Origin of the sequence: Cnuella takakiae (assembly GCF_001953305.1) — a bacterium.
GTDB classification, from domain to species: Bacteria; Bacteroidota; Bacteroidia; order Chitinophagales; family Chitinophagaceae; genus Flavisolibacter; species Flavisolibacter takakiae.
Window position 1 is genome coordinate 4,530,864 of record NZ_MTFE01000010.1, and the last position, 13,677, is coordinate 4,544,540.

Genomic DNA, 13,677 nt, shown 5'->3' on the forward strand with positions numbered 1-13,677 from the left:
TCACTTAAGCATTGAATACAGCATACATTTAAACAACAAACCCCGCCAATGGGGGCCGGGTTTGTTGTTCGAGCAAATTTCACGTTGGCTTTAATAAATTGTTTCTTTGAAAGTCAACTGCTTTGCAGTTAGCTTAAAAACAAACCAGGTGTAGCAGGTATCAATGTTGCACTGAAAACGAATAAGGTGCTGCCTCCTTCCCTACTCCTCTTTGTGTATTGGGTTTGCTGCCCATGATAAAGCGGATCAGTCCGCCCTGGAGCAAAGCGGGATGGCTTATCCAGTTGTTGTTGTAGGTTTTACCATTCCATTGCACACTTTGAATATACTTGTTGGCACTGCTGCTTTGCGGCGCTTCGATCACCAGCTTTTTGCCGTTTTCCAACGATAGCTCCAGCTTTTGAAACAAGGGCGTGCCCAACACGTACTGGTCGGTGCCGGGACAAACCGGGTAAAAGCCCATGGCCGAAAACACGTACCAGGCCGAGGTCTGCCCATTGTCTTCATCGCCGCAATACCCATCGGGTGTGGGCTTGTACAACTGCTCCATAATGCGGCGTACCCAGTACTGCGTTTTCCAGGGCTGGCTTGTAAAGCCATAGAGGTAAGGCATGTGCTGGATGGGCTGGTTGCCGTGTGCATACTGCCCCATGTTCATGATCTGCATCTCCCTGATCTCGTGGATCACTTGGCCGTAGTACGACTCGTCGTATACCGGCGGCATTTTGAAAACAGAATCAAGCATTTGCACAAAAGCTGCATCGCCACCCATCAGTTGCTTGAGTCCTTCGATATCATGAAAAACGCTCCAGCTGTAATGCCAGCTGTTGCCCTCGGTAAATGCATCGCCCCACTTAAAAGGGTTGAAGGGCGACTGGAATTTACCGTCCTTGTTCCTGCCCCGCATCAGTTTAGTGGACGGGTCAAAGAGGTTGCGGTAGTTTTGGCTTCGTTTAGCATAAAGGTCTATTTCGGCCTGCGGTCTTTTAAGTGCTTTTGCCAGCTGGTAAATGGTAAAATCATCATAGGCGTACTCCAGGGTGCGGGCTGCATTTTCGTTGATCTTAACATCATAGGGCACATAGCCCAGGGTATTGTAATACTGCACGCCATCGCGGCCCACCGCCGACATAGGACCCTGGGTATTGGTACCATGTTGCAAAGCCTCATACAGGGTGTTGATATCGTAGCCACGCAGGCCTTTGATGTAGGCATCGGCAACCACGGAAGCCGAGTTGTTGCCAATCATTACATTGCGAAAACCGGGACTTGACCACTCGGGCAGGAATCCACCCGCTTTGTAGGCGCTTACAAGACCTTCCTGCATCTCTTTGTTGATCACAGGGTACACCAGGTTCAAAAAAGGATAGAGCGCCCTGAAAGTGTCCCAGAATCCCGTTCCGGCAAACAGGCGGCCCGGCTCCACCTTGCTGCTGTAAGGACTGTAGTGTACCACCTTCTCCTGGGCATCCAGCTCGTACTGCTTTTGCGGAAACTGGAGCATGCGGTACAAACAGGAGTAAAAGGTGCGTACCTGTTCTTCCGTTCCGCCCGACACCAGCAGGCGCGACATCTGTTTGTTCCAGGCCGTCTTTGCCTTGCTCTTTGTGGTTTCGAAATCATCAGCCGCCAGTTCGCGCCGGAGGTTCAGTTCTGCCTGCGCGGGGCTGATAAAAGAAGAGGATACCCGCAGGTGCACCTGCTCGCCTTTTTGCGTAGCAAAACCCACTACCGCACCGGCATGGTTGGCCTGCTGCTCCAGTTTCCCGGAAGCCAGCACGCTGTCGTGCCAGGTATGCGCGATGGTGAATGGTTTATCAGCATAGATGACAAAGTAGTTTTTGAAATTGCTGCCCACCCCGCCGCTGTTGCGGGTGGTATAGCCCACAATCTTTCGTTGCTCCGGGAAAATCTGTACAAAAGAACCTTTGTCAAACGCATCCACTACGATAAAGGAACTATCGCGCCTGGGAAAGGTAAAGCGAAACTGTGCGGCTCTTTCCGTTGGTGCTATTTCAGTGGTTACATCATGATCGGCTAGGTACACACTGTAGTAGTAAGGTTTTACCACTTCGGCCTTGTGCGAAAACCAACTGGCGCGGTCGTTCTGCCTGAAGCGCATACCGGTGGTAACCGGCATGATGGCAAACTGTCCATAGTCGTTCATCCAGGGCGAGGGCTGGTGGGTTTGCTTGAAGCCACGGATCTTGTCGGCGCCGTACTGGTACTGCCAGCCATCACCCATCTGACCGGTTTGGGGCGTCCAGAAGTTCATCCCCCAGGGCACGGCAATAGCAGGGTAGGTATTGCCATTGGAAAGGCTAAACTTGGAATCGGTACCCATCAAAGGGTAGACCCACTCCACGGGGTCGGTTACGCGGCTAACCAGCTGGCCTTTTGCTGTATACAAGGCAAAAAAGGCCAGGCAGAAGAGGAAGAATTTCATGAAGAAAACATTGAGAAAAAAGTGAGTAGTTGTGACGATAGACCATGGACGATGGGATGGCAGAGAATGACAAAAGACAACGGACGACTGACTACGGAAGACAAGTACAGCATTACAATACTCTATAAGTGCTTACAAACAATTCACACTGTCGTCCGTAGTCCGTAGTCTGTCGTCCCACCATGGTCCACCATCTATGGTCCATCATCCATCGTCCATCCCCTATCCCAGCAGCTGCGGCTTCTCCCGGTATACTTTCCACAACAGTTCACCAAACAGGGTATTGGCCCAGGCAAACCATTTACGGGTAAAGTTTTTGGGATCGTCTTTATGAAACGACTCGTGCATGAAGCCGGTGCCGCCATGGTTTTGCTGCAGCAGTTTGATGCAGTTGCGGATCTCCGCATCGTTGGTGCTGGTGAGGGCCTGCATGGTGATGCTGATGGGCCAGATCATGTCGAGCCCGGTATGGGGGCTGCCGATGCCGGAACCACTGCGGCCGCTGAAGTAAAATGGATTGTTGCCCGACAGCAGGAGCTTGCGGGTGTTCTGGTAAATAGGATCGAAAGTTTTAACCGCACCCAGGTAAGGCAGGGCCAGCAGGCTGGGTACATTGGCATCGTCCATCAGGTTGAAAGAGCCAAAACCGTTCACTTCATAAGCATAGACTTTGCCTGCCTGCGGATGGTTGATGATGGCATGTTGCTGCAAGGCCTTATCCACCTCGTTGGCCAGGGCGGTCAGCTGTCCGGCTAGCTGGTTGTTCTTGCGCAGCGCCGTCACCATTTCGGCAGCCTGGCGCAGGCTGGCCACGGCAAAGAAGTTGGAGGGCACCAGGAAAGGATAGATGGTGGCATCATCGCTGGGGCGGAACATAGAGCAAATGAGCCCTACGGGTTTAACGGGGTAACCATAACCCGCCAGCGGTACACCATCGGTAGCCCAGGAGGTCTTGCGCTGGAAGGAATAAGGGCCCTTGCCGTTCTTGCGTTGTTGCTCACGGAAGGTATGCAGCACGGCAGCCACGCTTTTCTCCCAGGTGGCATCAAAGGGCGCGGCATCGCCGGTGCGCTTCCAGTAGTGATAAGCCAGCCGGATTGGATAACAAAGTGAATCGATCTCCCACTTGCGTTCGTGGATGCCCGCCTGCATATCAGTAATATCGGTTTCCTTCCATTCGCTCACCTTGCTTTCATCTTTGAAAAAAGCATTGGCATAAGGGTCTTTCAAAATGCATTTTACCTGCCGGTTGATCACACCGGCAATGAGCTGCTGCAGGGGCTTGTCCCCCCCTGCCAGCTGCAGGTAAGGCCATACCTGCGCCGTACTGTCGCGGAGCCACATAGCATCGATATCGCCGGTGATCACGTAGGTATCGGGACGGCCCCCTTCCATCGAAAAATCAACAGTGGTATCAAGGGTATTGGGAAAGCAGTTGTTGAACAGCCAGGCCAGTTCCTTGTTGGATACGCTTTGCCCGAATTTGCTGATAGCGGCCTCAACGGCACTGCTGGTAAACCTACGCTGGCCGGCTGCTACCCGTACTACGGGGAATGTATCTGAAATGGCAGCAAAGGAAAACTTATGCAGCGCGGCACCTGTGGAGAGCAGGGCCATATTCTTAATAAAACCGGATCTGTTCATGGATGAAGGTTATGATGGTAAGATGGGTTGGTGCGCAGGGCGCAACGTTATGTAATAGGGACAAGGATAAAGTGCAGTTGTACCAAGAGCTGTACTGGGTTAATAAATTTTCTCACAGATGGCACGGATAGCACGGATTTATTTTGTGGGTAATGCAGGCATTTTTCAGCTGCAAGCCCCTGGCTACAAGCTGCAAGGAAGGCAGGTGCAGGCCCATTTTTTATCCATTTGCTTTAATCAAGTTTACAGTTCGCTCACTGTTACCCAACAATATCCGTGTTATCTGTGGCATCTGTGAGCACCAAACCCAAATTACGCCTGGCTTCCCGCACATCTGCATCCTTAATTACAGAAACAACATAATCATCCGGAACGGCCGCAAAGGATGGGTGCTTGTACTGCATGGCGCTGGGTGCCACGCTGCGCATCGATGAATGAAACTCAGTAGCACCGGTTTGGGTAGCAAGCGCTGAAATATTTTCAGGGCGTACACCGCTACCCGGCATGATGCTGATGCGGCCGGCAGCTGCTTTTACCAGATCAGCAATCAACCGGGCACCATCAGGTGCAGCCAGCTGCTGCCCAGAGGTAAGGATGCGTTTGCAACCCGCTGTAATAATGACTTCCAATGCCGCAAACGGATTGACACAGCGATCAAATGCCCGGTGAAAGGTGACTTCCATGGGTGCTGCAAGGACGCAAAAGCGTTCCGTCTTTTCCTGGTCAACACTGCCATCGGCATTCAGGAAGCCAACCACCACGCCCTTGCAGCCCAGCTCCTTGCAAAGGATCAGGTCGGAAACCATGATTTCGAATTCAGCATTAGTGTACAGGAAATCACCACTCCGCGGACGGATGATGGGAAAAATAGGGATGGTAAAATCCTGCAGGCATTTGCGGATCAGGCCAAAGGAAGGCGTTAGACCGCCTTCGGAAAGGGCATTGCACAATTCAATGCGGTCGGCACCACCGGCGGCGGCTGCCGCAGCACCGGGGTAGTCGTTTACCGCAATTTCCAGGGTATAGTTATGCGCCATAAGGAAGGCTGTCTGTAATTAAGAGTAAGGACAAAATGCAGGGCGTTACACGTATTATTGATTAATTAAACGCGATATCGGCAAGCGCAAAAAGCACTTGGTGTGATGAAACATGGGTTCTGCTGCCATTGTTTGCCGCCGAGTGCCCGATTATGGATGGGGATGCCGAAACAAGTTCGGCATGACAGTGTCTAAGGGTTCTGTCATGCCGAACTTGTTTCGGCATCTCCTGCTGCTGTAGTACACTCCATTATCTGTGGGGATACCGGGACGGGCCCGGCATGACATATCAAGAGTCAACCCGATACATGCAACCATCCCCGGCGCACGTTAGAAATAATGTTTTCCTTTTACCAAAAAGTTCTTGTCATCCGCATAACACACCGCGTAGCTAAAGCCTTCCTGCAGGCAATAGCCGCCGTACTGGCCCTGCTTGTTGATGGCGATAAACCCAACCTGGTTGGCCTTGGCCCTTGCCGGGTTCTTTTTTACAATTCTTTCCACTGCTTTTTTACAGGCTGCTTCGGGCGAGAGACCCTGCCGCATGAACTCCACTACCAGGTGGGTACCGCACACGCGGATCACTTCTTCACCCATACCGGTGGCCGTTGCCGCCCCCACTTCATTGTCCACAAAAAGACCCGCACCAATAATGGGTGAGTCGCCCAAGCGGCCCCGCATCTTGAAACCCATACCGCTGGTGGTGCAACTGCCACTCAGGTTTCCTGAAGCATCCATGGCAATCATGCCGATGGTGTCGTGGTTCCACTCCCCATTGTCGAAGCGGTTGGGCGCAAAAGGCCCATGGCCCTTATTTTCAATATTAATCACCGGTTTGTATTCCGACTTCTTCAGCCACTCGCGGTAGGTACGCTCCGCATCGGCCGAAAGCTTCTGCGGCTCCAGAGCAAACCCTTCGGCCACGGCAAAGCGTTGGGCACCTTCGCCTACCAGCATCACATGCGGTGTTTTTTCCATCACCCTTCGGGCAACGGATATGGGATGTTTGATGCGCTCCAGGGCGCCCACACTGCCGCAGTTGCCCTGCTCGTCCATGATGCAGGCATCGAGGGTAACGATGCCATCGCGGTCGGGGTTGGCACCCAAGCCCACGCAGCAGTTCTGTTCGGCCTCCGTCACCATCACACCGGCTTCCACGGCATCCAGGGCACGGCCGCCCTTGCCCAGAATTTCCCAGGCACGGCGGTTGGCCGCAATACCGGCATCCCAAGTGGAAATCACAATGGGGCGGAGGGGTTTGGACGATGCGGCAAACAACTTATTGGAAAAAATACCGGCGGCACCAAGGGAGCCCAGTTGCAAAAAATTTCTTCGGTTCAGCATGTGAAAAGCATAACGGTTTAGGGCGTCAAGGTAAGACAGATCAGCTTTTGTGGCGCACATCAAATTAACCGATATCCGTGATCCGGATCACCTTATCGCCAGCAAACCGGAAAATGGATTGCCCTTCCAATTCAATGGCATCGCCTGCTTTAAGCCCGTTGGGCAGGTCCATGGCAGCAATGGCGGTATAGGCAACAGCTACTTCAACGCGGTCGGCTGCCTCGGTGATGGATGTAATGGATTGCTTTCTTTGATTGAAAAACCGGACAGCCTGCTCTGCCTGCCGGCGAAAGGCTTCCAATCCTTCCAGGGATAGCACCACTTCGCCATTGGTGATATGTTCAAAAACAATATCGTTGTGTAAGTTGGCCGTCATGCCGGCCACATCATAAGCATTGTAAGCATTGATGTAGTTGCGGATAAGATCGAGGTGGTTCATTAAATACTGTTGGGAAATTTGAAGGATAACCAGCCTTTGTACACCTTGCGCACATTGAAGGAGTCGCTCCTGGTTCAGGAGCAAACAGGTGATCTTTAGCGAAAATATAGCAAGTAGTGTGAAGCACCGCACATACACACATGGGTAGACCCAGGTGTTTTATTTCGCAGTATTTGTCATACCTTTTTTGACCTCCTCCTGCTTTCGTGCACTCCGATATAAAAAAGAGATGCCGAAACAAGTTCGGCATGACAGCCTCTAAGGGTTCTGCCATGCCGACGCCGCGGCATCTCCTGCTGGTATAATATACTTGGATATTTGAGAGGAGGCTTACATACTTCGACAAGACAAGCACATCCTCGACCCCAATTAAATGGCAGGAAGCATACCTGGCAAGCACAATTAAATGCCTCTCCTCCCCTAAGCTTTCACCCGCACAGTAGTATTGCCGCCACCTTCCAGCGTTAGGTTTACGGGCTTATTGGTTTGCCAGGCGCCGCGGGTAAAATCGGGCACATCCACGGTGCGCGACTGTTTTGCTACCGAACGCTCGCTGAGCGGCGCCACAGCACTCCAGAGTGCGCCATCATACACGTCCTGGTCCAGCGGCAGGCCATTGCGGAGGCAGTCGATCAGGCGCCAGTCCATGATAAAGTCCATACCGCCATGCCCGCCTACTTTCTTGGCAATCTCGCCTACATGGCGGATGATGGGTGGTGTGTATTTTTCCCGTACCTCCTTGAGTTCCTCCGCCTTCAACCACTCGTGGCCAAAGGCTATCTTTTCGGGGCCGGGATATTTCTGCGCCACGCCCCTGGTACCGCTCACCAGGTGAATGCGCGAGTATGGCCTTGGTGAGGTTACATCGTGTTGTACCATGATGGTCTTGCCCTTGTCGGTGCGGATGAGGGTGGTGTTCATATTACCGCGGTATTGCTTACCTGCAAACGGGGTGAAGAAGGGATCGGCAGCTGCTTTCGATTTTGCCATCTCGCCCATCATAAAATCGTTGGATGACATGGATACCAGGTGGCTCATTTTATCACCCCGGTTGATGTTGAGGCATTGCGCCACCGGCCCCAAACCATGCGTGGGATACAAGTTACCATTGCGGAAATTTTCCTTCAGTCGCCACATATCGGCATAACCTTCCTTGCTGAAGTTGAGGTCGCGCAGGTCGTGGATATAAGCCCCTTCCGCATGTACCAGCTCGCCAAACATACCGTTGCGCGCCATGTTGAGCGTAAGCATTTCAAAGAAGTCGTAACAGCAGTTTTCCAGCATCATGCAATGCTTGCGGGTTTTCTCGCTGGTTTCCACCAGCTGCCAGCACTCGTCGAGGTTGATGGCAATGGGCACTTCGCAGGCCACATGCTTGCCCTGCTCCATGGCAAAGAGCGCCATGGGTGTATGCAGGTGCCACGGCGTACAGATGTACACCAGGTCCAGCTGCTCCTTACTTACCATATCCTTCCAGCCGTTTTCGCCGCTATAAGCTTTGGCTTTTGTTAAACCGCGCTGTGACAGTATCTGCTGGGCTTTATCTACTCTGCCCGCATCCTTATCACACAAGGCAACAATCTCGGCACCTTCAATAAATGACATACGCTCTACCGCACCGGGGCCGCGCATACCCAGGCCAATAAAGCCTATCCGCACCTTATCAATTTTGGGCGCAGCATAGCCACTCATATTGAAGCGCTGTCCTTTGCCGGCCCAGGTATGAGCCCGCTCCAGTGCTGCTTCCCTTTCCTGCGGCTCCATGGCCCAGGAGGGCATGCCCAGCGTTAGCGCACCAGCACCTAAAAAGCTATTGCGGAGAAAACTCCTGCGGTCCTTATTCATGGCAATTGATTTACAAAAGAGGACGGGATAACCAGATCCAGGAACCCCGCCTGTCCCTTGGCGCAATTAAGGTAGCAATGTCTTTTGTAAATAAGGCGGAGCAAACGCTTGCGCAGGAAGCGGAAGGGCTTGGCGTTGTGTACTAGAAAAAGAGGAATCCAGCCTGAACGCCAAACCGCACCTAGGCCACCATCACCAAACCGGTCATTGTGTCCCAGACTACCTCGCTGCTACAGGCAAGCGCCAACAGCCATTGGCCGCCATTGGTATTAGCCGAAAGCGGGGACGCAGGCATATCCGCAGTCTTTAATTGCAGCACCAGGGCTTCCCATTGTTTTGCTTTCAGTTGCAGCGGACCAAGCTGGCTGCGGCGTTGTAGGGAGCGGTTGAAAAACTCTACTTCAATTACAGGCCACAATGCCGATTCCAGCCGCAGGTACACCCTGTCCACACGCGGGGTTCTTTTAACAGGCATCATAGCCGCAGTTTGCACCTGCCACATATCCTGGTGGTAACTACACCAGGATATGTTATCCAGGCTGACAATCCGGGAATAATGTTTACCATCATCGGCCCGGAAAGCTAGCAAGAGCTTCCGCTGCTGTGCATCCACTCCTACAATGGAGCGGTGCAAACATTCCTTGCTCGAAAGGTTCAAACCATTATCTGCAACTGAACTGTCGAAATATGCAGACAGACGGCGGCGTGCCTTCAGGTTTTGCCGGTAGTCGTACAGGCCAATCAGCAGGATGGGGGCAAACATCAACAGCACCAGTACGGCAGCATACAAAAGGGTAAGCATAACTTAGGTATTGGATGATTTAAAAACAGGTGTGGCTTCCATGCGGCCTTTGCCGCGCAGCAATACCAGCGAACAAAGCAAAAGGGGCAGGGAAATGAACATGCCTTTGTAATTGGAATGATGGGCAATAAAGCCCTGCTCGAGTACTATGGCATTGAGTAGGGTACACAGCAAAACGACATTACCGCCTGCTGAAACCATTTTTTGATTTCGGGACATGGCAAAATAAATTAAGCGAACGTTGAATATTAAAGCCTCGGCGGCTGACGACAAAAGGCTTATGCTCGCTTAAAAGCTTTGAAGCTGGAGTAGTAGAACAAGTGGGAGCAGAAAGGAACGAATTCGGGGAAAGACCAAGTGTAGCAATCACGCATATCCACAACCAGGAAATACCTGGGGAAAGATATAGTTTTATATGGCTGCGTTGTTTTCACTTGTATGAACTTACGGAAAACAATGACACAAAAAACATGCCTTGCAACCATTAACAAATTACAAAGCCAGCTACCTTACTAATGCAGCACTTCAAAATAGAACCTAATTAAACATTAAAAAGGTGTTTAAGGCAAAAGGGCAGCAGTTTCAGCTACAAACTTGCGTTTGACTTCTTTGTCTTACTTTCTGTTTAAAAAAATGCTGCCCCACCAACAGCTTAACAGGTTTACCGGATAGCATTGATTACCTGTTGTGCAGGCAGGCTCAGGCTATTGTTGTTGATTTCCCTGCCCTCGGACACAAAGGAAAAGCCGGTAGATATGATACTGGTAACAGCCTGGATCATGGGTGCATTAGCCATAGGAGCAGTTGCCGCCCAGTCCACCACGAAGTTGGCGCCGGCGCCGCCCTTTTCTTCCCTCCGCTCCACCACAAATTCTACGGAATGCATGGGCCGCAGCACCAGTGGCTTTTGCAAATAACGTTGCAACAACTCGCCCTGTGAGCCATAATACACTACCCCGGTTACATAAAAGCTATCCCTGAAACTGATATTGCGGATGCTGAGCGTGGTGGTCATGCCAACGGTCATGGTGCCATCTTCACCATAGAGGTGCGAATATACCGGCACATATACCGAATGTTTTTCCCTGATGCTGGCAGCATCGGGTTGTGCGTAGTGATAGGTTCGGCTGGGCATCTGCGCCTGCTCCTGGGGCGACTGTTTGCATGCGGCAATGCTTGCAGCAATAAAAAGCAAAAAGCAGGATAGGTTTCGAGGGGTCATGTAACAGGAATGGGTGGAAGATGAAGGTACGTATTGAGGATTTAAAAAGATAGCCCTTGTTAGGTGCGTGCACCTGGAGATTGCACCAGGGTTCCAGGCTATCCGACCCACCGCAGTGGAGGCTCCACCTTATATTTTAGCTTCTGGCCTTTCAGGATTTTGTCAATTGACTTTGCGATCCGCTCCACCTTCGTCGCTTCTGTCCTGGCATTATAAATCCAATCAATAAAAGCCTTCTGTTCACCATCGGTATACGAAAGGAAAGCCGTCAGAGCCCTGGGTTCATCAGCCAGGCAAAGCCTTAGTTCCTCCGGAATTTCTGTGGGCAACTTATCTGCAAATAAGGTCACGCGAACATAGTCGCCTGCCTGCTTGCCTATTTTCTTCCTGATCTCCGCCTTTACCGGCAGGAAAAGCTGGCCATTGCCCATCGGCATTAGGTGATAGTTGCTGATTGGGGAACCATCTATGGCACCCCGAACCCTTACCCAACCGAAATGAGCGTGGCGGTCCGGTTGTATTTCGGGAATGGGCGCATAGGTCCAGCCACCCTTTCCGGGAAACTTTTGCAGCAGGCATTCCTTGTCCACCAGTTGTTCATCCGTATTCATATTTGCATGGCTGTTGGAGCAATTTAGGGCAGTATGGAAGCAAATCAAAATATTCCCCGGATGCTTTATCATTAAACCACCGGTACAAACAACAAACTTGCAAGCAACTTAGAAATGCAAAAATCAGGGTAAACAAAAGGCCACGGACGAAAGACAACGGACGACAGTTGATAAATGTTGTTGCCGGTTGTTTTTCATCCGTGGCCTTTACACCAACCCGGTACTACAATCAGGACAATATAACTGAAGTCATGGTGAGCGAACCACCAACGGCTTTATCGTTGAAGAAAGCCACATCATCACTTTTGCCTTTGAGGCCAAGGGTGTATAAAAGCGGCCAAAAATGTTCGGGTGTGGGAATAGCCAGTTGCGCCTCGCGGCCAAGCTGGTCGTAACGGATGATCTGGCTGTGATCGCCATCGGCAATCAACTGCTTGAAACGGTCATTGATCTGCAATGCCCAGTCGAAGCCAAACTCCGGTTCATTGAGCTTGTCCCATGCTACCATCCGCAGGTTATGCACCATATTGCCGCTGCCCATGATCAGTACGCCTTTTTTGCGCAGGTCATACAATTCGGCGGCCAGCTCGTAGTGATATTGCGGCCCTTTTGTAAAATCGATGCTGAGTTGGAGCACCGGGATATTTGCATCGGGATACATATGCCGCACAATGGTCCATGCGCCATGGTCAAGGCCCCAGTCGTGGTCGAGTGTTACCTCGGTATGCTGCAACAAGGCGGCTGTTTCCAAGGCCAGTTCCGGGCTGCCGGGCGCCGGGTATTGCACCTGGTGGAGCGCATCGGGAAAGCCACCAAAATCATGGATGGTTCGCGGGAAATCCATGGCCGTAACGCGGGTACCACGGCTTAACCAGTGTGCCGAAATGACCAGCACCGCCTTGGGCACCGGCATCTGCGCAGCAAGCGCAGCCCAGCTTTGGCTGAATGCATTATCCTCAATCCCGTTCATGGGTGAGCCATGGCCTATAAAAAGGGCAGGCATCAGCATGCCGTCTTCTTTGAGGTCGCGGGTAAACTTGTTGAATGCAGACAGGTGACTCATGGTGGTAAATTGAAGTTTGGCAGAAGGGCATTTAGCAACAACCTGTACTTACCGCATGGGCTTATGCAAGATGCAGGTAAACTACTTGCAGCTAAAAGCTTGTAGCGTTCCCTTAACTGTTATTAGTTGCTCAAGCTAAAGGCTTTGCGGTCGGCTTTGCTTTGCAGCAGGTAGTCAACCGAATAACGGCCACTGCCGGTAAGCAGCAGTACAACGTATACCAGCAGGTAGTGCAATGCGGGCTCTTTCATCTGAAAGGGGTCGGCGGCATGCACCATCAAGAGGGCCACCAACATGGTGATGATAAGCGGCACAACGGCCAGGCGGGTAGCAAAACCAACCAGCAACAAAATGGAGCAGAAAACTTCGGCAAATACCGCCAGCGCCAGGGAAACTTCTTGCGACAAACCCATAAAGGGCAGAAACTGCACCGGCTCGCCGGAAAGCAGCATGGAAAGTTTGGGCAGGCCGTGGGTGAGCATCAGTGCCGCAATGCCGATACGGGCAATGAGGATGGCCACATCAATATGTTTGGGTAAGGTATCTACCTGGAGGAGTTTTTTCATGGTTATCATTTGATAGGGTTAATTAGGAAAAGTGAGGGCTGACCGGTGGTCAGCCCCAAAGTGATTATTGGGCGAACTCGCCATCTGCTTTGATGCGTACTTCATCGCTCACCATAGCATCGGGGAAGTTGGCGCCGATACCGAAGTCGGAACGCTTGATGGTGCCGCTTACCTGGAAACCTGCAGTCTGCTTCTTGCTCATGGGGTTTTCCACGGTGCCTGCGTATACCATATCCATGGTTACAGGCTTGGTTACACCATGCATGGTGAGGTTGCCGGCGAGTTTATACTTGTTGGTACCGTTCTTGGTTACCGAAGTGCTCTTGAAAGTGATAGCCGGAAATTTCTCCGCATCAAAAAAATCCGCGCTCTTCAGGTGGTTGTTGCGCATATCCACGCGGGTATCGATGGAAGCAGTTTTGGCAGTGAGCTCCACTACGGCATCGCTGAAATCGGGCTTGGTAGCATTGATGGCAGCATCAAAATCAGTAAAGAAACCAGATACATCCGAAATACCCAGGTGCTTTACGGTAAAGCCCAGTTGCGAATGGGGGTCGTCGTTTTTCCATACGTTGTCGGCAACGGTAAATGCCGTAAGTGCTGCAAAGGCAGAAGCAATGAGGATTCCTTTTTTCATGTTGATGGGGTTTGTTTATGT

The 13,677-nt window shown here is 51.7% G+C and carries 13 protein-coding genes; all 13 read right to left on the minus strand.

Going from position 1 to position 13,677, the window contains the following annotated elements:
- Nucleotides 1-160: 160 nt before the first annotated feature.
- The 13 genes from BUE76_RS19435 to BUE76_RS19495 all read right to left on the minus strand — a co-directional run bounded on the left by BUE76_RS19435 (nucleotide 161) and on the right by BUE76_RS19495 (nucleotide 13,656).
- Entirely contained in the window at nucleotides 161-2,446 is a 2,286-nt protein-coding gene (locus BUE76_RS19435; RefSeq protein ID WP_073044723.1) for a GH92 family glycosyl hydrolase, read from the minus strand.
- Nucleotides 2,447-2,668: 222 nt separating this feature from the next.
- Nucleotides 2,669-4,090, minus strand: coding sequence for a glycoside hydrolase family 125 protein (locus BUE76_RS19440; RefSeq protein ID WP_073044721.1), 1,422 nt, complete (start codon nucleotides 4,088-4,090; stop codon nucleotides 2,669-2,671).
- Nucleotides 4,091-4,350: 260 nt separating this feature from the next.
- The gene (locus BUE76_RS19445; RefSeq protein ID WP_073044719.1) at nucleotides 4,351-5,127 is read right to left on the minus strand and encodes a copper homeostasis protein CutC; all 777 of its coding nucleotides are present in this window, start codon (nucleotides 5,125-5,127) and stop codon (nucleotides 4,351-4,353) included.
- Between the two features lie 330 nt (nucleotides 5,128-5,457).
- Nucleotides 5,458-6,471 (minus strand): isoaspartyl peptidase/L-asparaginase family protein, encoded by a 1,014-nt coding sequence (locus BUE76_RS19450; RefSeq protein ID WP_073044717.1) that lies wholly within the window; start codon nucleotides 6,469-6,471, stop codon nucleotides 5,458-5,460.
- A gap of 64 nt (nucleotides 6,472-6,535) precedes the next feature.
- Nucleotides 6,536-6,910 (minus strand): nuclear transport factor 2 family protein, encoded by a 375-nt coding sequence (locus BUE76_RS19455; protein WP_073044715.1) that lies wholly within the window; start codon nucleotides 6,908-6,910, stop codon nucleotides 6,536-6,538.
- Nucleotides 6,911-7,330: 420 nt separating this feature from the next.
- Nucleotides 7,331-8,755 (minus strand): Gfo/Idh/MocA family protein, encoded by a 1,425-nt coding sequence (locus BUE76_RS19460; RefSeq protein WP_073044713.1) that lies wholly within the window; start codon nucleotides 8,753-8,755, stop codon nucleotides 7,331-7,333.
- Nucleotides 8,756-8,936: 181 nt separating this feature from the next.
- Nucleotides 8,937-9,557, minus strand: coding sequence for a hypothetical protein (locus BUE76_RS19465; RefSeq protein ID WP_073044711.1), 621 nt, complete (start codon nucleotides 9,555-9,557; stop codon nucleotides 8,937-8,939).
- Nucleotides 9,558-9,560: 3 nt separating this feature from the next.
- Nucleotides 9,561-9,776 carry a hypothetical protein gene (locus tag BUE76_RS19470; RefSeq protein WP_143157347.1) on the minus strand — a complete coding sequence of 72 codons (216 nt, stop codon included), beginning with the start codon at nucleotides 9,774-9,776 and terminating at the stop codon, nucleotides 9,561-9,563.
- 442 nt (nucleotides 9,777-10,218) lie between these two features.
- Complete coding sequence (locus BUE76_RS19475) at nucleotides 10,219-10,779, minus strand: DUF3124 domain-containing protein (RefSeq protein ID WP_083596578.1); 561 nt, start codon at nucleotides 10,777-10,779, stop codon at nucleotides 10,219-10,221.
- Nucleotides 10,780-10,877: 98 nt separating this feature from the next.
- Entirely contained in the window at nucleotides 10,878-11,390 is a 513-nt protein-coding gene (locus BUE76_RS19480) for a YdeI/OmpD-associated family protein (RefSeq protein WP_073044706.1), read from the minus strand.
- Nucleotides 11,391-11,619: 229 nt separating this feature from the next.
- A complete protein-coding gene (ygiD, locus tag BUE76_RS19485) occupies nucleotides 11,620-12,453 on the minus strand; it encodes a 4,5-DOPA-extradiol-dioxygenase (protein WP_073044704.1) in 834 nt (277 codons plus the stop codon).
- 122 nt (nucleotides 12,454-12,575) lie between these two features.
- Nucleotides 12,576-13,019 carry a DoxX family protein gene (locus BUE76_RS19490; protein WP_073044702.1) on the minus strand — a complete coding sequence of 148 codons (444 nt, stop codon included), beginning with the start codon at nucleotides 13,017-13,019 and terminating at the stop codon, nucleotides 12,576-12,578.
- Nucleotides 13,020-13,083: 64 nt separating this feature from the next.
- Nucleotides 13,084-13,656, minus strand: a complete 573-nt coding sequence (locus BUE76_RS19495; protein ID WP_073044700.1) for a YceI family protein — start codon at nucleotides 13,654-13,656, stop codon at nucleotides 13,084-13,086.
- Nucleotides 13,657-13,677 lie beyond the last annotated feature (21 nt).